This window comes from Lysobacter fragariae, from assembly GCF_054779775.1.
In genome coordinates, this window is record NZ_BAAGXP010000006.1 from 229,185 (window position 1) to 249,281 (window position 20,097).

A 20,097-nucleotide genomic window follows, 5' to 3' on the forward strand; every position below is an offset into this window, starting at 1 on the left:
GCCGCTGTCGAACCGTTATCTCAAGCGGATTTCAGCAGATCCAGCGTCACCAGCACTGCGTCAGCTTCCACGAAATCGCCCGCCGTGGCGCGGACTTCGCCCACTTTGCCTGCGCGCGGTGCCTTCAGGCTCAGCTCCATCTTCATCGCCTCGATCACCATGACTTCCTGTCCGGCTTCCACGGTGTCGCCGGCGCTGGCACGCACGACGACCACACGGCCCGGCATCGGCGCGGTGACGCGGTCGGCGCCGGCGCCGCTGGCGGTGCTTTCGTGGTGGAACATCGCGACCGGCTCAAGGGCCAGGCGCTGTTCGCCGTCGTGCACGACCAGCTGGCGGCCCTGTTCGAGGATGGTGAAGCGGCGTGCGCGATTGCCAATGCGATTGTCGATGCGCAGGCTCAGCACATCGCCGTCGATGCGGGCGCCGGCGATGGTGTGGGTGTGCGTGTGCGCATCCGTGCCAGCGCCGGTTTCGATGCGGTAGTCGCCGCCGCTGCCGTGCGTGTGCAGCTCCAGACGCTGGCCGCGGTGCATGAAGGCCAGGCTGCGGTGGCCGCCGTGGCCCAGGCGCCAGCCGTCGGCGATGGCCCAGGGGGAGGTGGGATCGGCGGATTGCTGCGCGGCGTGACGGGTCTGGCGCTCCTGCCCCAGCAGGCGGGTGACCGCGGCGGCGAGCAGCAGGTCGGTTTCCGGCGCGGTGTCGACGCCGCCCGGCGGCGGGACGAATTCGTCCAGGTGCCGGTCGAGATATCCGGTATCGATCGTGCCTTCGACCACGGCCTTGTGACGCGCCAGTCGTTCGAGGAACTCGATGTTCGACTTCGGGCCGGCGATGTCGCATTGCGCCAGCGCATCGCGCAGGCGGGCGAGGGCGCGCGGGCGATCGCGATCCCAGACGATCAGCTTGGCGATCATCGGGTCGTAGAAGATCGTCACCGTGTCGCCTTCGACCACGCCCGAATCCAGTCGCGTGTGCGCGTCGGCCGCGGGCAGGCGCAGGCGCTCCAGCTTGCCCGAACCCGGCAGGAAGCCGGCTTCCGGATCCTCCGCGTACAGGCGCACTTCGATCGCATGGCCGTTCTGGCGAATGTCTTCCTGGCGCAGTGGCAGCGCTTCGCCCGCGGCGGCGCGCAGCTGCCACTCGACCAGGTCGAGGCCGGTCACGTACTCGGTGACGGGGTGCTCCACCTGCAGTCGCGTGTTGATCTCCATGAAGTAGAAGCCGCCGTCCTGGCCAACAATGAACTCGACGGTGCCGGCGTTGACGTAGTCGATCGCGCGCGCGGCGGCGACCGCGGCCGCGCCCATCGCCTCGCGCAGTTCCGGTGTCAGGAACGACGAGGGCGACTCTTCCAGCACCTTCTGGTAGCGGCGCTGCGCCGAGCATTCGCGTTCATTGAGGTGCAGCGTGTTGCCGTGGGTATCGGCGAAGACCTGGATTTCGATGTGGCGCGGCTTCTCGACGTAACGTTCCAGCAGCACGCGGTCGCGACCGAAGGCGTTGCGTGCTTCGCGCTGGCAGCTCTCCAGGTTCGCGGCGAATTCGCCGGAAGCACGCACGATGCGCATGCCTTTGCCGCCGCCGCCATGCGCGGCCTTGATCATCAGCGGATAGCCGATCGCGTCGGCTTCGCGCTGCAGGACGTCGGGCGACTGGTCATCGCCGGTGTAACCGGGCACGACCGGCACGTTGGCGGCGTGCATGAGGTCCTTCGCGCCGGCCTTGCTGCCCATCTTGCGCATCGAGGTGCCGGACGGACCGATGAACGCGATCCCCGCGGCCGCGACGGCGTCGGCGAAGTCCGCGTTCTCGCTGAGGAAGCCGTAGCCGGGATGGATCGCCTGCGCGCCGGACTGCTTGGCCACTTCGATGATCGCGTCGCCGCGCAGGTAGGACTCCTGCGGGCGCGGGCCGCCGATGCAGTAGGCCTCGTCGGCCTGGCGCACGTGCTGGGCGTTGGCGTCGGCTTCCGAATAGACGGCGACGGTGCGGATGCCGAGGCGGCGCGCCGTGCGGATGACGCGGCAGGCGATTTCGCCGCGGTTCGCAATCAGGATCTTGTCGAAGAGTTTGCGGGACATCAGCCTTGGATCCAGTTGGGCTTGCGCTTGTCGAGGAAAGCGCCGAGGCCCTCCTGTCCTTCGGGGGAAACACGCAGTTTCGCGATCAGCGCGGCGTTGTCGCTGTCGAGCGTGTCGCGATGGGTTTCGGCGGCGACGCGGCGCACCAGCGTCTTCGCGGATGCCGCGGCGATCGGGCCGGCCTTCACCAGCAGGTCCACCTGGCGCTGCACGGCGGCGTCGAGCGCGTCGGCAGCCACGACGTCGTGCAGCAGTCCGATGCGCTTGGCTTCGGCGGCGTCGAAGATCTCAGCGGTAGCGAACCAGCGCCGCGCCTGGCGTGCGCCGATGGCTTCGATCACATAGGGCGATATCACGGCCGGCAACAGGCCGAGCTTGCTTTCGGTCAGGCCGAATTTCGCTTCCGGCGCGCCGATGGCGATGTCGCAGCAGGCCACCAGCCCGACGCCGCCACCGAAGGCCGCGCCGTGCACCCGCGCAATCGTCGGCTTGGGCAGCTCGTCCAGCGCGCGCATGAGACGGGCGAGGGCGAGGGCATCGTCGCGGTTGGAGGCTTCGCTGGCGGCGGCCATGCCGCGCATCCAGTTGAGGTCTGCGCCGGCGGAGAACGAGGCGCCTTCGCCTTCCAGCACCACCACGCGTACCTCGTCGTCGTGGGCGACCGATTCCAGCGCCCCGGTGAGGGCGGCGATCAGGACGGCGTCGAAGGCGTTGTGCAGCTCGGGACGATTCAGGCGCAGGCGGGCGACGGGGCCCTCGCGCAGGCTGAGCAGGGGATGGTTCATGGGAAGTCCGTGTCGCGGAAGCTGAATGATAGCGATCACGGCGGGCGCGAAGTTTCGCCAGCGTATGGTCAAGCCAGCGGCGCGGCGCCCTGATAGAATGAGAACAATTCCCATTTGTGGCCAGACGGCCTCCGGGTGAGCCTTGAAGCTGTCCGAATTGCCGCGCCGAATTGCCGCCGTCGTCGAGTCGGTGGAAGACCAGTCGCCGAACGACGCCATCGCGCGTCGCCTGCGGGAGCTGGGCTTCGTCAACGGCGAACGCGTGGAAGTGATGGCGGCCGGCCCGATCGCCGCCGAGCCGCTGCTGGTGCAGGTCGGTTTCACCCGCTTCGCGCTGCGTCGCAGCGAGGCCGCCCGCGTGCGCGTCATCGCTGGCGACGCCGAGGTGTCCGCGTGAGCGCCGCAGCCGTCGCCCCCTCTTTGCGTCTCGCGCTGGTCGGCAACCCGAACTGCGGCAAGACCGCGCTGTTCAACCTGCTGACCGGCAGCCGGCAGAAGGTCGCGAACTACGCCGGCGTGACCGTCGAGCGCAAGGAAGGCCGCTTCCACGCGCCGTCGGGCCGCCACTACGCGCTGCTCGATCTCCCGGGCGCCTACAGCCTGCACGCCGCGAGCCTGGACGAAGCCATCACCCGCGACCTGTGCCGCGGCTTCTACCCGGGGGAGCCCGCGCCCGACGTGATCGTCTGCGTGGTCGATGCCACCAACCTGCGCCTGCACCTGCGTTTCGCGCTGGAAGTGCGCGAGTTGGGCAAGCCGATGGTGCTGGCGGTAAACATGATGGATGCCGCGAAGCGACGGGGCATCGAGGTCGACCTCGCCGCGCTGGAACGCGAGCTGGGCGTACCGGTGGTGCCGACCGTTGCCGTGCGTCACGACGGTGCGCGCGCGCTCGTAGCCAAACTCGACACGATCGCCGACACCCTGCACGAACCGCGCGTCCACCTGGGCGACGGCGCCAGGCTGGATACCGAAGCGCTGCATTCGGAGACGCGCCGGCTGCTTTCGCTCGCGGTGACGATGCCGCGCCGAACCGCGGAGATCGACGATGCGCTCGATCGCTGGTTGCTGCATCCTGTCATCGGGTTGCTTTCGCTGGCGGTGGTGATGTTCCTGATCTTCCAGGCCGTGTATGCCTGGGCGACGCCGCTGATGGACCTCATCGACGCCGGCACCGCGGCGCTGGGCGCCTGGGCCGGATCGGTGCTGCCGCAAGGGCCGCTCAGCAGCCTGATCGTCAAAGGAATCATTGCGGGCGTCGGCGGCGTGATCGTATTCCTGCCGCAGATCCTGATCCTGTTCGCCTTCATCCTCGCGCTGGAAGAAAGCGGCTACCTGCCGCGGGCGGCCTTCCTGCTCGACAAGATGATGGCGTCGGCGGGACTGTCGGGCCGTTCGTTCATTCCACTGCTGTCGAGCTTTGCCTGCGCGATCCCCGGCATCATGGCCACGCGTTCGATCCAGGATCCGCGCGATCGTCTGGCCACGATCATCGTTGCGCCGTTGATGACCTGCTCGGCGCGACTGCCGGTGTATGCGCTGCTGATCAGCGCCTTCATCCCGCAGCAGAAGGTCGGGTGGTTCAACCTGCAGGGACTGGTGCTGTTCGCACTGTACGCGGCGGGCATCCTGAGCGCGCTGATGGTGTCGTGGGTGATGAAGAAGTGGCGTCGCGACAAGAGCGAGCATGCGCTGCTGCTGGAACTGCCTTCGTACCGCCTGCCGCATCCGCGCGACCTTGCGCTGGGCCTGTGGGAGCGTGCGGCGATCTTCCTCAAGCGCGTCGGCGGCATCATCCTGGCGCTGACGATCCTGCTGTGGGTGCTGCTGACGTTCCCCGGCGCACCGGCGGATGCTGTTGGCCCGGCGATCGACTACAGCTTCGCCGGCCGCATCGGCCACGCGATGACGACGCTGTTCGCCCCGGTCGGTTTCAACTGGCAGATCTGTATCGCACTGATTCCGGGCCTGGCCGCGCGTGAAGTCGCCGTGTCGTCGCTCGCCACCGTATATGCGCTATCGGCGACGGATGACGCCGCCGCCGCGCAGGCGTTGTCGCCGTTGATCGCGGATGGCTGGTCACTGGCGACGGCGTTGTCGCTGCTGGTCTGGTACATCTACGCGCCGCAATGCATCTCCACGCTCGCGACGATCAAGCGCGAAACGCAATCGTGGAAGCAGGTGGCGATCAGCGCCGGCTATCTGTTCGCGCTGGCCTACCTGGCGTCCATGCTGACTTACCAGGTCGCCGTGGCGATGGGAGCGGGGTGATGGGCATCGGGCTGCTTGCGCAGTACGTCGTGATCGCGCTGGCGGTGGTGGTCAGTGCGGCGTACGTCGCGAACAAGCAGTTCCCCGCCGGCGTTCGGCGCCTGCGCATCGCCTGCGCGCTGCCGCTGGTACGCGAAGGGCGGGCGCCGTGGCTGCAGCGCCTTGGTCGCTGGCTGGCGCCGATGCCGCGTGCCGGCGAGGGCAGTTGCGGTGGTTGCCACAGCTGCGACCCGAAGTAGGAAGCCGCAGCGGTTACCGGGCCTGCGAGCCGCCATGCCACGACGGCTTGAGCCATTGATTGACTGAGGATGACAAGCCAGTTCGTCCGTCATCCCGAGCGAAGCGCGTAGGGCGGGTCTTGACCCGCCGCGATGACTGCGACTCGTCTGGCGGGTCAAGACCCGCCCTACGTCAATGTCTGCGACGTGCCTTCGCGCCCGTCGCTTCAGTCATCTCCACCGCGAGCGTGAACGTGCGCTGCTCGTTGTCGTATAGCGCACCCACGCCAATGACCTGGCGCGCGACTTCCTCGCCACGTTCGTTCTTGATCGACAGCACCATCGAGTACTCCCACGCGGCTTCGCCGGGTGGCGGTGAGATCGTGCCTTCGACATGCAGGGGCGAGATCTTCGTCTTCGCCCCTGCGATCGCGTTTTCATCGAAACGCAGGTGGTGCCGGCACGCCGGGCAGACGCTGGCGCTTTCCAGGATCGTGGTCTTGCAATGCGGACAGGTGCGCGTCGCACCCGGCATGCCCGGGCGCGGGTTGCTCATGACGAGGCGCCGGCGTCTCCGTTGCCGTTGGAGGACTTGGACGACGTGCCCTTGTCACCCGCACCGAACTCGACCTGACCCTTCATCCGCGAACCGGCGGAGACGATCAGTGTTTCGGCCTTGAGGTCGCCGATCATCACGCCGCTTTCCAGCAGTTCGACGCGCTGCGCCGATTCGATGTTGCCTTCGAGCTCACCGGCAATGACGACCTTGCGTGCACGCACGCCGCCGTTCAGGCGCGCGCCGACTTCGATGGTGAGGTCGCCCTGAACGTGTACGTCGCCCTTGAAACGACCGGCGATGCGGATGTGGCCAGCGCCTTCGATCTTGCCTTCGATGGTGAGGTCGGAAGCGATCAGCGACTCCTTGCCCTCGTTGCGCTCCACTGGCGCGGCGCGCGTGGATTGCGGGGCGGCGTTGAAACCGTGGTCGACGACTGCATCGGGCGCGCGCTGGAATGCGGGCTCAGCGACGGGCTTGGGTGGTTCCGGCGGTGCGGGAATGTTGTCGCGCTTGGGGGCAGATGGCTGGTTGAAAATCGCCATGGCGCAGGCTCCTTCGTTGGGGGGACAGAACGAGGCGGAAGCTATTTTCCGAGCCTACCACGCATGTCCAACCACGGCGCTGTGACACGCCCGGCAAAAAGGCGAAGCACTCGACACCGGTTCACTTCAGGTCCACATCAGCAAATCGACGTCAGCAGGTCGACGCCAGCACGCTCACGTCAGCTGACTGCGCACCACCAGGATGACGAGCAGCGCGATCGCGTGCCCCAGGCACGCCCATCCATGCCATCCCACCAACTGGTCACGGGCCTCGCTGATCGTCGTGCCGCCCTTGCGCGCATTGAGCACGTCCACTGCAACAGTGCTGCCGGCGCCATACAACGCGCTGCCGGCCAGCATCGTCAAACCCCAGTCCGCGGAGGAAACCAACGGGGCGCACAGGCTGGCCACGGCGGCAGCGCCGAGTACGGCGGAGATGAATGCGCAGTAGAGCGTCCCGCCGGACCGACGCGCGTTCCAGAACACCGTGACGAGAATGGTGATGGCGATCGTCCAACCGGGCAGGGCGAACACCAGCGGCACGCAGGTGCCCAGCGCCCCCAGGCTGAAAGCCAGTGGCAGATCCCAGCGCAACGTCCTCTCGTTCAGCCGTTTGAACCAACGCCAGCCGACGCTGCTGCCGGCGTAGAGCAGCCAGGTCACGCACCCGTTCAGGAACGTCACCACGTAGGAGGCGGCCACGACTTCATTGGTGTCGCCGAGATCCACGAGCGCCACCAGCGGAAACGTGACCAGCGGGATGCGCGTCAAAGCGACCAGCACCCGGCGCCAGTCCAGGCGGTCGGCGTCGGCGGCACGCCGCCAGAAGTTGGCTGCCTGGTGGTTCAGGCGTTCCTCGGTGGCATCGCGACCCTGTTCCTCGAGCGCCAGCAGCAGGCTGCGCGTGCGCGTGGGCAGGAGCGGGCACAGGAGGATGAGGAGGAACCGGAACCAGTTGCGTCGCGTGGTGAGTTCCCGCAACAGCATCCGGTCGACCGGCTTGACCTGCGGCGACTGGTAGTGGGCGACGATCCGATCGAAGGCGGCGGCATCCTCGATGCGCTGGAACAGCTGCTGCACGACGTAGGCGACGTGCCCATCGGCCCGGGTGACGCCTTCCAGCCCGAAAAACTCCATGGCCACGTGGATCTGTTTCGCGCCTGGCAGCGGGCGCGCCTGCGCGAGCGCCTGGGCGACGGGCTCGCGGAGCGTCTGCTTGAGCTGCAGCGAATACAGCGCTTCGTGGCCATGCAGCCAGTCGGAGAGCGCGCGCGGCGCGGGTTCGCGCACGCGTTGCAGCAGTTCGTCCACGAACGTGTCGATCACGAAAGGCGTGGCGGAAGCAGGCGCCGAATGCGCGTTGGCAAGCTGCATCAGCTCGCGCTCGACCCTGTCGGGCGGATCGTCGCCGGTGGTGGAATGCGCCTGCTCGTGGGCGTCTCGTGGTTCGCCTGCGTCGCCGGGGAACTGCTTCGGCCCGGCCGCATTGTCGTCCGGGGCGGGGAGATGGCCGCTGGACATTGGTCGTGCGCCGGTGCCGGCTTCGGCTTCGGCTTCGCCATCTTCGTATTCGTCGAAGTCGTCCTCGAACGAAGCCCGATGCCGCGCCCAGGCGAGGCACTGCGTGTAGGCCTCGTGCAGGCGCTGGAATCCCTGTGGATCCTCGTCGGGACGATGCTGCTTCAACAGCCGGGCATAGGCGCGCTTGATCGTGGTCTCGTCGGCGTCACCGGGAACGCCAAGGCAGGCGAATGGATTCATGGCGTCAGGCGTGGGCGATTGCGTGCGCGGGTTGCCGCGACCGGGGGATGCGCATCAACGAATGCAAGAACGTCGAGGTCGACGCGGGCCTTGGCGCGGCTCACGGTGAAACCACGTCCTCGACCTGGTCCAGCGCACGCGACAGCTCGATGCGATGACGCTCGATGCGTTGCGGATCCTGCGATTCCAGTACACCCATGAAGCGCCCCAGCCACTCCTGCAGCATCGTGCGGTTCTCAAGCGATTCTTCGTAGAGGCGCTCGATGCGGGCGATCACGGCGAGGTTGGCCTGGTCCTCGCGCGGATGGATCTTGATCCGCTCAAGGTCGGCGAGGCGCCGGCGGATTTCCTCCTTGCTGAGCAGACCCGGGTTGCCTTCCAGGATCAGCTCGTGGCTGCTGCCGGTGGCATGGACCTTGGCCTCGACCTGCAGTACGCCGTTGACGTCATAGGTGAAACGCACGTCGAAGGTGTTCTCGTCGCGGCGGCGCTTCCGCGGCAGCGGGATGTGGATCTTGCCGAGAAGGACGTTGTTGGCCACCCGCGGACTTTCGCCCTGGTAGACCTCCAGTTCGATTTCCTTCTGGTCGTCGTGCATGGGCGCGTACTGCTCGACGCGACTCACCGGCACGGTGGCGTTGCGTTCGATGATCGGCGAGAAGTGGCCGTGGGTGATGCGGTCGGACTCGTCGCGGCGACTGATGGCGACGCCGAGCGTGTACGGACACACGTCGGTCAGGACCATTTCCTCCAGCGACTGGTCGCGCGCCTTCATGCCGGCGGCAACACAGGCACCCAGCGCGATCGCCTGGTCCGGGTTGACGTGGCGCAGGGGCAGGCGACCGAGCATCTTCGCTACCAGTCGGGTGAACACCGGCATGCGCGAGGCGCCGCCGACCATCACCACTTCGGCCAGTTGCGCGGGCGTCAGCCGCGCATCGCGCAGGGCGCGTTCGATGGGTGTGCGCAGGCGCTGCAGCAGCGGATCGGCGAGCTGGCCGTAGCGGTGTTCGTCGATTTCCCAATCGAATGACTTGCCGCCGACCGTGAACGATGCGCCGGCGCGTTCATCGCGGCTGAGTTGCTGCTTCACGGTTTCCAGCCGCGACTGCAGCTGGGCGAGTTCGTTGCCGGGCAGCTTGCGCGGATCGAGGTCGTGGTCGGCGCAGCAGGCGTTGACCAGCAGTTGCAGGAAATCCTCGCCGCCCAGGTGGTTGTCGCCGGCGCTGGCGTGGACCTGCATGACGCCGTCGAAGATCTCGAGGATCGACACGTCGAAGGTGCCGCCGCCCAGGTCGAGGACGATGAAGGTGGAGCCGTCGATGCGCTCCTGCAGCCCGTAGGCGAGGGCGGCGGCGGTGGGTTCGTTGATCAGGCGTTCGACGCGGATGCCCGCCAGCTCGCCCGCCGCGCGCGTGGCCTTGCGCTGCGCGTCGCCGAAATAAGCGGGTACGCTGATGACGGCTTCACGGATGTCTTCGCCCAGGTGTGCGCGCGCGTCGTCCAGCAGCGAGCGCAGCACCAGCGCGGAGAGCTCTTCCGGGCGGTAGCTGCGGCTGCCGAGGCGGGTTTCGCGGCTGGTGCCCATCCAGCGCTTGAACGCAGCGACGCTGCTGTCCGGATGCGTGACCAGGCGCTCGCGGGCGGCGCGTCCGACCAGCAGGTGGCCTTCGGCGTCGACGCTGACGGCCGATGGCGTCAGCAATTCGCCGAGGGCGTTGGGTATCAGCTGCGGGCCATCCGGGCCGTGGATTCCGATGAGCGAGTGGGTGGTGCCGAGGTCGATGCCGACGATCATGGTTGCTGCAGGTTCCACTGATTGCGTTGGTGCGTAGGGCGGGCCTGGACCCGCCGCTTCTCATGCGCGTACACCAAACAGGTTTTCCGATCTTTCACTTCGCGACGATGGTGGCGGGTCAAGCCCCGACCTACATGCGGAACACGCCGAACCGCGTGCGGTCCTCGATCGGCGCGTTGAGGCTGGCCGACAAGCCCAGCCCGAGCACGCGACGCGTGTCGGCCGGGTCGATGATGCCGTCGTCCCACAACCGCGCCGTGGCGTAGTAGGGATTGCCCTGCGATTCGTACTGGTCGCGGATCGGCGCCTTGAACGCGTCTTCCTCTTCCGCCGTCCAGATCTTGCCGGCGGCTTCGATACCGTCGCGCTTGACCGTCGCCAGCACCGATGCGGCCTGTTCGCCACCCATCACGCTGATGCGCGCGTTCGGCCACATCCACAGGAAGCGTGCACCGTAGGCGCGTCCGCACATTGCGTAATTGCCGGCACCGAAGCTGCCGCCGATCACCACGGTGAATTTCGGCACGTGCGAGCAGGCGACGGCGGTGACCATCTTGGCGCCGTCCTTCGCGATGCCGGCGTTTTCGTACTTCCTGCCGACCATGAAGCCGGTGATGTTCTGCAGGAACACCAGCGGGATGCCGCGCTGGTTGCACAGTTCGATGAAGTGAGCGCCCTTGAGCGCGCTCTCGGCGAACAGGATGCCGTTGTTGGCGACGATGCCGACCGGGTAGCCGTGCAGGTGGGCGAAGCCGGTCACCAGCGTCTTGCCATAGCGCGCCTTGAATTCCTGGAACTCGCTGCCGTCGACCACGCGCGCGATCACTTCGCGGATGTCGAACGGGCGGCGCGTGTCCTTCGGCACGATGCCGTACAGCTCTTCGGCCGGATACAGCGGTTGGCGCGATGCCTGCACGGCGACGGGCAGGGCCTTGGTGCGGTTGAACGTGCCGACGATGTCGCGCGCGATCTGCAACGCATGGCGGTCGTCTTCGGCGAAATGGTCGGCGACGCCGGACACGGAGGTGTGGACGTCCGCGCCGCCGAGCGCTTCGGCATCGACCACTTCACCCGTTGCCGCCTTCACCAGCGGCGGGCCGCCGAGGAAGATCGTGCCCTGTTCCTTGACGATGATGCTTTCGTCGCACATGGCCGGCACGTAGGCGCCACCCGCGGTGCATGAGCCCATGACCACGGCGACCTGCGGGATGTTTTCCGCGCTCAGCCGCGCCTGGTTGTAGAAGATGCGGCCGAAGTGCTCGCGGTCGGGGAAGACCTCGTCCTGCAGCGGCAGGAAGGCGCCGCCGGAGTCGACCAGGTAGACGCAGGGGAGTTTGTTCTCGCGGGCGACTTCCTGCGCGCGCAGGTGCTTCTTCACCGTCATAGGGAAGTAGGTGCCGCCCTTGACCGTGGCGTCGTTGGCGACGACCACCACTTCCTGGCCCATCACCCGACCGATGCCACAGACCATGCCCGCGGCGGGCGCCGCGTCGTCGTACATGCCTTCGGCGGCGAGGGGGGCGATTTCGAGGAAGGGCGAGCCCGGGTCGAGCAGGGCGGTGATGCGATCGCGTGCGAGCAGCTTGCCGCGTTCCGTGTGCCTGGCGCGGGCCTTGTCGCCGCCGCCAAGGGCTGCGCGTGCGAGGCGGGCGTCGAGTTCGTCGACGAGGGCGCGATGGTAGGCGGCGTTGTCCTGGAAATCCTGCGAGCGAGGGTCCAGCTGGGAGGTGAGCGCGGGCATGGACATCGGCTTGGAAAAAGAGCCGGCATCAAAGCACAAGCAGGCGTTCAGCGAAACCGTGTCAGCGACGCCATGTCTCAGGCGTCCTCACACTGCGTGGAGCAATGGTGGCCGTAGATGGTGGCCGCGCAAAAAAGAAGGCCCGCTTGCGCGGGCCTTCCGGTATTGCCTGCAGAGAAGCTATTACTTCTTGGCTTCTTCAGCAGCGGCAGCAGCCTTGTCGGCCACGCCCTGGGCAGCGTCGGCACCGGCCTTGGCGGCGTCAGCAGCAGCGCCGGTAGCGGCGGCAGCAGCGTCGGTCGCGGTGGCGGCAGCGGCGTCGCCAGCGGCGGCAGCAGCGTCACCAGCGGCGGTGGCGGCAGCGTCGGCGCCAGCAGCAGCGGCGTCGGCAGCAGCGCCGGTGGCGGCGGTGGCAGCGTCGCCAGCAGCAGCGGCGGCGTCGCCGGCAGCGGTGGCAGCGTCGCCAGCGGCGTCAGCAGCGGTGGCAGCGGCGTCGGTCGCTTCAGCGGCGGCGTCGGTGGATTCCTTGTTGCAAGCCGACAGGGCGAGGACCGCAGCGGCGAGGAGGACGTAGAGCTTGGTGTTCATGATTGTCTCCGAGGAGTTGTCTGAAAAAAGCTGGGTTTAAAGTCAGGCAACGCCAGTGCGCGCAGCGATCCGGCATCGTGCCGGCTTCTATCGTTCACTGACCACATGGAAAGAGCCGACGGCATGGCCGACGGCTCTTCCCCGTTCACTTTAACAGACAGAGTCTGTTAATGCGTACTGCTTACTTCTTTTCTTCGGTAGCCGGAGCAGCAGCGTCGGCGGCCGGGGCAGCGGCGGCGTCAGCAGCCGGAGCCATGGCAGCGTCGGCGGCCGGGGCAGCGGCGGCGTCAGCAGCCGGAGCAGCAGCGTCGGCCGAGGTGGCAGCGGCGTCAGCAGCCTGGGCAGCGGCGTCAGCAGCGGCCTGGGCGGTGTCACCGGCAGCCTGGTCGGCAGCGGCGGTGGTGGCTTCGGCGGCCGGAGCGGCAGCGTCGGTCGCAGCCTGGTCGGCCTGCTTCGAGCAAGCGGCCAGAGCGGTAACCAGAGCCAGGGCGATCAGCGCCTTATTGAAAGTCATGTGTTTTTCCTCGTCGTGGATATAGGGCAACGCGCACACTTGCGCGGCTGACATGATGACAAGGCCATGTCGCGTGTCAAGCGGTTGGCCGTTTTTATTTCGTTACTACGTTAACCCGCTCCCGTTCTGTTTAGGAGGGGGTCACCTGCGGTTTAGGCAATCTCGATGGCAACTGCGGTGGCTTCGCCGCCGCCGATGCACAGCGAGGCCACGCCGCGCTTGCCGCCGCGCTGGCGCAGTGCGTGGATCAGGGTCACGACCAGGCGGGCGCCGCTGGCGCCGATCGGATGGCCCAGTGCGCATGCGCCGCCGTTCACGTTCAGCTTTTCGTGGCTGATGCCGAGGTCCTTCATCGGCGCCATGGCGACACAGGCGAAGGCTTCGTTGATCTCGAACAGGTCGACGTCGCCGACGCTCCAGCCGGCCTTGGCCAGCACCTTCTCGATAGCCGCGACCGGCGCGGTGGTGAACCACTCCGGCGCCTGCGCATGGGTGGCGTGGGCGACGATGCGGGCCAGCGGCTTCAGGCCGCGCTTGGCGGCTTCATCGGCCGACATCAGGACGGTCGCGGCGGCGCCGTCGGAAATCTTCGAGGACGAAGCGGCGGTCAGCACGCCGTCCTTGCCGAAGGCGGCGCGCAGGCCGGCGATCTTCGTGACGTCGATCTTGCCCGGCTCCTCGTCGGTATCGGCGACGACGTCGCCCTTGCGACCCTTCACCGTGACCGGAACGATCTCGTCCTTGAACGCGCCGCCGCTGATCGCAGCCTGTGCACGCTTCACGCTGGTCTCGGAATACGCATCCAACGCGGCGCGGTCGAAGCCGTACTTGCTGCACGCCATGTCGCCGAACACGCCCATCGCCTGCTTGTCATACGGATTGGTCAGGCCGTCCCACGCCATGTGGTCGAGCATTTCGGCGCTGCCGTAGCGGGTGCCAGTGCGCGAGTTGTTGAGCAGATGCGGGGCGTTGGTCATCGACTCCATGCCGCCGGCGACGACGACGCTCGACGAGCCGCACTTGATCGCATCGTGGGCCAGCATGATCGACTTCATGCCCGAACCGCAGACCTTGTTGACCGTGGTGCAGCCGGCGGAAGTCGGCAGGCCCGCGCCGAGCGCGGCCTGGCGTGCCGGGGCCTGGCCGAGGCCGGCCGGAAGCACGCAACCCATGATGACTTCGTCGACCTGGTCGGCGGCGACGCCGGCCTGTTCCAGCGCGGCGGTAATTGCGGCGGTGCCCAGGACGGGCGTTGCCACGCCGGTGAACTGACCGAGGAAGGAACCGATGGCGGTGCGCTTGGCACCGACGATGACGACGTCACTCATGGGAAGCTCCAAATGGGGCCGGCGCGGGGCCGGGATTTCCCGATTATGCGGTGGCTTGCTGCAATGCGGCAAACGTCCGGACGCGTGGGGTCTGGGGCTCGTCGCCGAGCGCGTGGGCTGCGTCCGCTTGTGGCGCGACCGGCTGCGGCGCTAGCCTCGGCATATGGGGGAATCAGGTAGCCGGCAGACTCGGCGCGCTGCAGCAGCTGCGCGGCGGGCGAAGCCGTGGCTCGCGGCGGCCGTGCGCGCCGTGACGACCTGTGTCGGCAGGCAGCTCGTACTGGCGTCTGTGCTGGCAGCCGCGCCCTTCGCCGGGCGCGTGCAGGCGGCCGAGCCGCCGACGTCGGCAGAAGTCAGCGTCGAGGACGTGCGCTTCCAGCGTTATGGCGTCGAGGACGGCCTGTCGCAGGCGAGCGTCAAGGCGATCATGCAGGACGCGCAGGGGTACGTCTGGATCGGCACCCAAGACGGCCTCAATCGCTTCGATGGCTACGAATTCCTGACCTATCGCAACGACCCGCAGGATCCCGGCAGCCTTCCCGACAACCATATCCAGGCGCTGGAACCGTCCCGGCGTGGTGGTTTCTGGGTCGGCACGCTCGCCGGGGGCGTCGCCCGATTCGTGCCCGGGCAGGGGAGCTTCATTCGCTACAGCGCCGACTCCCGGCCCGGTGCGCTGGCTTCCGATGGCATCAGCACCCTGCGCGAGGCGCCGGACGGAACGCTGTGGGTGGCCCTCGCCAGTGGACAACTGCAGGCAAAGCGTGCGGGATCGGAATCGTTCGAATCGGTGCCGGACACAATCACCGAACGGCTCGGCGTGGTGACGTCGATCGAGCCGATCGGCGACGAATTGATGCTGGGGAGCGTGACCGGGCTGTGGCTGCTGCACAAGGATGGCAAGCAGGTGCGGCGCTGGACGCACGACGACGGGCCTGCGGAAATCGAGGCAATCGAAACCACCCCCGACGGCGACGATGTCTGGGTAGGTACGCATGGCACGGGCCTGTACCGGTTCGACCGCGCAGGCCGGCAACTGGGCCATTGGGACATGGCCGACGGGCTGCCGGACCCGTGGGTGCGCGACCTCCAGTTCGACGCCGATGGCCAGCTGTGGATAGCGACCTTCGATGGCTTGGCGCGGTTGGATCGTCCCGATGCCCGGTTTCGCGTCTGGCGCTTCGGCGCGGGGCTGGCGGGCACGCTGGCGTCCAGTCGCGTCCACAGCCTGATGCTGGATCGCGATGGACTTGTCTGGATCGGGACCTGGCTCAACGGGTTCAGTCTCTACGTGCCGGCCACGCGCACGTTCGCCGAGATACAGGTCAAGGCGCAGGGCGCGCGCGGAGGCTATGGCATCGCCGTGTGGTCGGTGGACGTGGGCGAGGACGGGTCGGTCTGGCTGGGCGTCGCCGAGTCCATGGGCCTGGTCCATTACGACCTGCGCACCGGGGCGGTGCAGCAATTCCAGGGCGATCCGGGCAATCCGCGCGCGTTGCCGGATCGGCGCGTGGCGCACACCGTGCACGATGCCCTCGGACGCCGGTGGGTGGGTACCGGCAACGGCCTGGCGCGTCGCGAGGGCGACCACTTCGTGACCTATGCCCACGACCCGGACGATCCGACGAGTCTTCCGGACAACAAGATCCGCCGCCTCTTCGAGGACCGTGGCGGCACGCTCTGGGTAGGCACGATGAGCGGCGACCTGGCGGCCCTGTGCGCGACGTGCTCGCGGTTCAAGCGCTATCCGATCATGGATAAATCGATCGTGCGCCGGACCGGCGGCGACGCCGCGATCGAGATGATGTACGCGGACCGCAAGGGCCAGCTGTGGATCGGCGGGATCCTGGACGGCCTGCGGCGATTGGATCCGCGTACCGGCAAGGTCGACGTGTTTCCCGGCAAGCCCGGTGTACCCGGTGCGCTCAGCCATGACACCGTGACCGCCATCGTCGAGGACCTGCGCGGTCGCCTATGGGTCGGCACGCAGGGCGGCGGTCTCAACCTGATGGAATTCGATGCCGCCGGACGCGCGCATTTCACCAGCTTCGGCGTCCACGAGGGACTGCCCAGCAACGCCATCGGCGGTATCGAGGTCGACGACGAAGGCAAGCTGTGGATCAGCACGACCGTCGGGGTAAGCCACTTCGATCCTGATACGCGCAGGTTCACCAACTACGGCCCCAGCGCGGGCGCGCAGGTCACCGGCTACTTCATCGGTGCCTTCGGCAAGTTGCCCGATGGCCGCATCCTGTTCGGCGGGATGCGTGGCGTCACCATGTTCGACCCCCACCAGGTGCGCGCGTTTCCAGCGCCGCGGCGGGTCGTCGTCACCGACTTCCGGCTGCTGGGCGGCAAAGGTCGCGCCCTGCGTGGCGTCGCGGCGCACGGGAAGAATGGCGAAGGCTGGATCCTGCCGCCCGACAGCGACGACATCAGCGTCAGCTTCTCGGCGCTCAACTATGCCGACCCGGACGGACTGGTCTACGCCTACCGCATGGTCGGCATCGACGACGCGTGGATCGACGTTGATGCGCGGCGTCGCGTCGCCAGCTACAACGACCTCCCCGCCGGCGATTACACCTTCCAGGCCCGGGCCCGGCGCCCCGACGGGAAATGGGGCGACACCCTCAGCATCCCGATCCGCCGCACACCGCACTGGTGGGAGACCGGCTGGGCGATCGCCGCGTATGTCCTGATCGCGCTGCTGGTGCTGGCGGGCATCGTCCTGGCGGTACGCCAGCGCCTGGCCGAGCGCGAACGCGCCCAGCGCGAGATCGCCGACAGCGAGCAACGCCTCAAGCTTGCGCTATGGGGCACTGGCGACGAATTGTGGGACTGGGACCTCGCGCACGATCGCCTGCGGCGCCAGAATCCGCTGGACGAGCCCGACAGCATCGGCGAGGAGCGCATCGAAAGCGTCAGCCAGCTGCGTGAAGCCGTGCATCCCGACGACCGCACCCTGTTCGACGATGCGTTGGCGTCGCACATGATCGGCGACCAGGAGTTCATCGACGTCAGCTACCGCGTGCGCGACCACGCCGGCTACTGGCGCTGGCGCCTGAGCCGCGGCCGCGTCGTCGCGCGTGACGCCGGCGGCCAACCGCTGCGCATCGTCGGCACCAACAGCGACATCACCGGCCTCAAGGAAAACGAAGTCGAGCTGGCGCGCGTGAACACGGAGCTCGAATCGCGCGTCCACCAGCGCACCGAGGCGCTGTATTCGTCCAACGAGAACCTGCGCCACACGATCGACGAACTTCGCCAGACCCAGCAGCAACTGGTGGATGCCGAGAAAATGGCGGCGTTGGGCAACCTGGTCGCCGGCGTTGCCCACGAGATCAACACGCCGCTGGGCGTCGGCGTCACCGCGGCCTCGCACCTGGAAGGCGAGGCGCGCAAGCTCGGCCGCCGCATCGACGAAGGCACGCTGGACCGGCCCGCGCTGGACCAGTTCCGCCAGATGGCCACCGAGAGTTCGCAACTGATCCTGCGCAACCTGCAGCGCGCCGACCGCATGGTGAAGAGCTTCCGCCAGGTGGCCGTCGACCAGTCCAGCGAGGAAATCCGCCGCTTCGACCTGCGCACGTATGTCGATGAGATCCTGCTGTCGCTGCAGCCCTCGCTGCGCCAACAGCGGCACACGGTGAGTGTCGTGTGCCCGCAACCCATCGAGGTCGAAACCTATCCCGGCGCGATCTACCAGATCGTCGCGAACCTGATGATGAATTCGGTGATGCACGGTTTCGCCGGGCGCGACAACGGGCAGATGCGGCTGTCGTTGACGGTGGAGGACGGCATCGTGGTGGTCGACTACCGCGACAACGGCGCCGGCCTGAGCGACGAAGCGCGGCGCCATGTCTTCGAGCCGTTCTTCACTACCCGGCGTGGCAGCGGTGGCTCAGGACTAGGCATGCACATCACCTGGAACCTCGCCACCCAGCTGCTTGGCGGCAGCATTTCCTGCGAGGAAACCCACGGCGAAGGCGCGCGGTTTGTCCTGAGGTTCCCGTTGAAGGTGCGGCGATCGGGCTGATTGCCGGAGCATCGCGCCGGTGCGGCGAGCCGGGACGCAGCCGCCCTTCGCCTGTCGTCCCGAGTGCAGCGAGGGACCTGCTTTTACGCATCCAGGCGAAAGAACAGAACAACAGATCCCCGCTGCGCGTGGGATGACAACGATGAGCCGCCGGGCGTTGCTGAAGAACTGCCGGATACGGCGTGCAATCCCGATACGTCAGTCGAACAGTCTGCCCGCCGGCTCAGTCCACCGGCCCGTCGGGCAACTGCTCGCGGATGGCTTCCGCACGCTCCCAGTTGAGCATCAGCAGGTCGGTGAGGGTGGGGTCGAACATCTTCCCGCGATTGTCGGTAATGAAACCGCGGATGCGCTCGGTCGTCCACGCATCCTTGTAGCAGCGGCGACTGCCCAGCGCATCGAACACGTCCGCCAGCATGGTGATGCGCCCGCTGACCGGAATGTCCTCGCCGGACAGGCCGCGCGGATAGCCACCGCCGTCCCAGCGCTCATGGTGCGAATAGGCGATTTCCGCGGCCAGCTGCAGTGTTCCGCGCTTCGAAGGCGCCAGCAGGCGATACCCGATTTCCGCGTGGCCGCGCATGACCACGGTTTCTTCCGGCGTGTGCTGGCCCGGCTTGTTGAGGATGGCGTCGGGAATGCCGATCTTGCCGATGTCGTGCAGCGGCGCGGCATGGCGCAGGCGTTCGCAGAACGCGTCCTCGAGGCCGAATTCGCGCCCCAGCAACTCCGCGATCAGGCCCACGCGCCGCACGTGCGCCGCGGTCTCGCGCGAGCGCGACTCGGCTGCGCCGGCGAGCAGGTAGATCATCTCCATCTGTGCGTCGGACAGTTCCTGCGTCAACTGCAGGTTCTCGAACGCGATGCCGACGTTGGTCGCGAACACCTCCAGCAGCTTGTGGTCGATCTCCGACAGTCCGGTGAGATCGGCCAGGTAGAGCAGCTCGTGGCCGTGGTGGGTGTCGGTGAAGTACAGCGCTGCGTGGTCGCTGCCGAAGACGCTGCGGCCTTCGCCCAGCGCGGTGCGCAGGCTGTCGCGCAGCGGGGCAGGGAGGACCTGGTCGAGGTCGCGGCCGGTGTACTGGTCGAAGTTGCCGCCGGCGAGACCCGCCACCAGCGGCCCCGCCGCATTGCCCGGCGCCGGGTGCGCGCACAGGACGCCGCGACCGTCGCCGACCATGCCCGCCAGCTGGCCCAGCACCGTGGCGGCGAAATCGGTGGTGCGCTCGTGCGAGAACACCTCGACGGACGCCGCGATCACCCGTTCCAGTCCGCGCTTGCTGGTGCGGATGGTGACGATGTCGCGCCACGCGCGCAGCGCCGCGAACAGCGTGGTGGACAGCTTCTGAGCGGTGAGCTCGGTCTTTTCCTTGTAGTCGTTGATGTCGTAGCGCGAGATGACCTCGTGCTCGGGCGCCTGTCCGGGCTGGCCGGTGCGCAGGACGATGCGGACGTCGTGGTTTTTCAGCCTGTTGCGGATGTAGTCGGCCAGTTCCAGGCCGGCCTGGTCGCTCTCCATCACCACGTCGAGGAAGATCACCGCGACGTCGTCGCGCGCGTCGAGGATGCCGCGCGCTTCGGCAGCACTCATCGCCGACAGGATCTGGATCGGCCGGTCCTCGAAACGGAAACCGGACAGCACCAGACGGGTGACGTCATGTACTTCGGGCTCGTCGTCCACCAGCAGCAGCGTCCATGGCACGACGGCAGGACTGTCGATGGACGACAGAAAATCCATGGTTCGGCTCGGTTCCCCTGTGGGGTCCTTTTAGCACTTGTTGGCGTCAGAGGGGAGGGGGCCGGACGCGGGCGCAGGGTGGTGGTCACAGATGGCGCGGTGGCGTCGTGCGCCAGTCGGCCTGTCCAGAGCCG

The 20,097-nt window shown here is 67.6% G+C and carries 15 protein-coding genes; 4 read left to right on the top strand and 11 right to left on the bottom strand.

The features are described 5' to 3' along the window. Nucleotides 1-20 precede the first annotated feature (20 nt). Entirely contained in the window at nt 21-2,084 is a 2,064-nt protein-coding gene (locus ACYVD7_RS07105) for an acetyl/propionyl/methylcrotonyl-CoA carboxylase subunit alpha (RefSeq protein WP_460760902.1), read from the bottom strand. After that, nucleotides 2,084-2,869, bottom strand: coding sequence for an enoyl-CoA hydratase-related protein (locus tag ACYVD7_RS07110; protein ID WP_460760904.1), 786 nt, complete (start codon nt 2,867-2,869; stop codon nt 2,084-2,086). The genes ACYVD7_RS07105 and ACYVD7_RS07110 overlap by 1 nt, the downstream gene beginning before the upstream one ends. A gap of 142 nt (nt 2,870-3,011) precedes the next feature. Between ACYVD7_RS07110 and ACYVD7_RS07115 the strand changes: the two genes are divergently transcribed. Genes ACYVD7_RS07115 through ACYVD7_RS07125 form a run of 3 tightly spaced genes read left to right on the top strand, consistent with a single transcriptional unit; the run spans nt 3,012 to nt 5,379 of the window. Continuing rightward, complete coding sequence (locus ACYVD7_RS07115) at nt 3,012-3,266, top strand: FeoA family protein (RefSeq protein WP_460760907.1); 255 nt, start codon at nt 3,012-3,014, stop codon at nt 3,264-3,266. Next, nucleotides 3,263-5,140 carry a ferrous iron transport protein B gene (gene feoB, locus ACYVD7_RS07120; protein WP_460760908.1) on the top strand — a complete coding sequence of 626 codons (1,878 nt, stop codon included), beginning with the start codon at nt 3,263-3,265 and terminating at the stop codon, nt 5,138-5,140. The genes ACYVD7_RS07115 and feoB overlap by 4 nt, the downstream gene beginning before the upstream one ends. After that, nucleotides 5,140-5,379: a DUF6587 family protein gene (locus ACYVD7_RS07125; protein ID WP_460760911.1), complete on the top strand. Its 240-nt coding sequence runs from the start codon at nt 5,140-5,142 to the stop codon at nt 5,377-5,379. The genes feoB and ACYVD7_RS07125 overlap by 1 nt, the downstream gene beginning before the upstream one ends. Nucleotides 5,380-5,551: 172 nt before the next feature. Here ACYVD7_RS07125 and ACYVD7_RS07130 read toward each other — a convergent pair whose 3' ends face one another. The 8 genes from ACYVD7_RS07130 to ACYVD7_RS07165 all read right to left on the bottom strand — a co-directional run bounded on the left by ACYVD7_RS07130 (nt 5,552) and on the right by ACYVD7_RS07165 (nt 14,189). After that, nucleotides 5,552-5,914 (bottom strand): hypothetical protein, encoded by a 363-nt coding sequence (locus ACYVD7_RS07130; RefSeq protein ID WP_460760913.1) that lies wholly within the window; start codon nt 5,912-5,914, stop codon nt 5,552-5,554. Further along, entirely contained in the window at nt 5,911-6,459 is a 549-nt protein-coding gene (locus tag ACYVD7_RS07135) for a bactofilin family protein (protein ID WP_460760916.1), read from the bottom strand. Before ACYVD7_RS07135 ends, ACYVD7_RS07130 begins: the two co-directional genes overlap by 4 nt. A gap of 174 nt (nt 6,460-6,633) precedes the next feature. After that, nucleotides 6,634-8,220, bottom strand: coding sequence for a J domain-containing protein (locus ACYVD7_RS07140; protein ID WP_460760919.1), 1,587 nt, complete (start codon nt 8,218-8,220; stop codon nt 6,634-6,636). Nucleotides 8,221-8,320: 100 nt separating this feature from the next. Beyond that, nucleotides 8,321-10,018: an Hsp70 family protein gene (locus tag ACYVD7_RS07145; protein WP_460760922.1), complete on the bottom strand. Its 1,698-nt coding sequence runs from the start codon at nt 10,016-10,018 to the stop codon at nt 8,321-8,323. A gap of 130 nt (nt 10,019-10,148) precedes the next feature. After that, entirely contained in the window at nt 10,149-11,759 is a 1,611-nt protein-coding gene (locus tag ACYVD7_RS07150; protein WP_460760924.1) for a carboxyl transferase domain-containing protein, read from the bottom strand. A gap of 183 nt (nt 11,760-11,942) precedes the next feature. Next, nucleotides 11,943-12,347 carry a hypothetical protein gene (locus ACYVD7_RS07155; RefSeq protein WP_460760927.1) on the bottom strand — a complete coding sequence of 135 codons (405 nt, stop codon included), beginning with the start codon at nt 12,345-12,347 and terminating at the stop codon, nt 11,943-11,945. A 181-nt stretch (nt 12,348-12,528) separates the two neighbouring features. Next, nucleotides 12,529-12,861: a hypothetical protein gene (locus tag ACYVD7_RS07160; protein ID WP_460760929.1), complete on the bottom strand. Its 333-nt coding sequence runs from the start codon at nt 12,859-12,861 to the stop codon at nt 12,529-12,531. A gap of 152 nt (nt 12,862-13,013) precedes the next feature. Beyond that, on the bottom strand, nt 13,014-14,189 hold the full coding sequence (locus ACYVD7_RS07165; RefSeq protein ID WP_460760932.1) for a thiolase family protein: 1,176 nt from the start codon (nt 14,187-14,189) through the stop codon (nt 13,014-13,016). Nucleotides 14,190-14,439: 250 nt separating this feature from the next. Between ACYVD7_RS07165 and ACYVD7_RS07170 the strand changes: the two genes are divergently transcribed. After that, the gene (locus ACYVD7_RS07170) at nt 14,440-18,225 is read left to right on the top strand and encodes a sensor histidine kinase (protein WP_460760934.1); all 3,786 of its coding nucleotides are present in this window, start codon (nt 14,440-14,442) and stop codon (nt 18,223-18,225) included. 223 nt (nt 18,226-18,448) lie between these two features. On the opposite strand, the gene ACYVD7_RS07175 is transcribed toward ACYVD7_RS07170, so the two are convergent. Continuing rightward, nucleotides 18,449-19,963: a DUF3369 domain-containing protein gene (locus ACYVD7_RS07175; protein WP_460760937.1), complete on the bottom strand. Its 1,515-nt coding sequence runs from the start codon at nt 19,961-19,963 to the stop codon at nt 18,449-18,451. Nucleotides 19,964-20,097: the final 134 nt, after the last annotated feature.

Bases quoted from the DNA above. Each gene is read 5' to 3' on its own strand.
- ACYVD7_RS07105 (WP_460760902.1), bottom strand. From the start codon at position 2,084: ATGTCCCGCAAACTCTTCGACAAGATCCTGATTGCGAACCGCGGCGAA.
- ACYVD7_RS07110 (WP_460760904.1), bottom strand. From the start codon at position 2,869: ATGAACCATCCCCTGCTCAGCCTGCGCGAGGGCCCCGTCGCCCGCCTG.
- ACYVD7_RS07125 (WP_460760911.1), top strand. From the start codon at position 5,140: ATGGGCATCGGGCTGCTTGCGCAGTACGTCGTGATCGCGCTGGCGGTG.
- ACYVD7_RS07130 (WP_460760913.1), bottom strand. From the start codon at position 5,914: ATGAGCAACCCGCGCCCGGGCATGCCGGGTGCGACGCGCACCTGTCCG.
- ACYVD7_RS07135 (WP_460760916.1), bottom strand. From the start codon at position 6,459: ATGGCGATTTTCAACCAGCCATCTGCCCCCAAGCGCGACAACATTCCC.
- ACYVD7_RS07140 (WP_460760919.1), bottom strand. From the start codon at position 8,220: ATGAATCCATTCGCCTGCCTTGGCGTTCCCGGTGACGCCGACGAGACC.
- ACYVD7_RS07145 (WP_460760922.1), bottom strand. From the start codon at position 10,018: ATGATCGTCGGCATCGACCTCGGCACCACCCACTCGCTCATCGGAATC.
- ACYVD7_RS07150 (WP_460760924.1), bottom strand. From the start codon at position 11,759: ATGCCCGCGCTCACCTCCCAGCTGGACCCTCGCTCGCAGGATTTCCAG.
- ACYVD7_RS07155 (WP_460760927.1), bottom strand. From the start codon at position 12,347: ATGAACACCAAGCTCTACGTCCTCCTCGCCGCTGCGGTCCTCGCCCTG.
- ACYVD7_RS07160 (WP_460760929.1), bottom strand. From the start codon at position 12,861: ATGACTTTCAATAAGGCGCTGATCGCCCTGGCTCTGGTTACCGCTCTG.
- ACYVD7_RS07165 (WP_460760932.1), bottom strand. From the start codon at position 14,189: ATGAGTGACGTCGTCATCGTCGGTGCCAAGCGCACCGCCATCGGTTCC.
- ACYVD7_RS07175 (WP_460760937.1), bottom strand. From the start codon at position 19,963: ATGGATTTTCTGTCGTCCATCGACAGTCCTGCCGTCGTGCCATGGACG.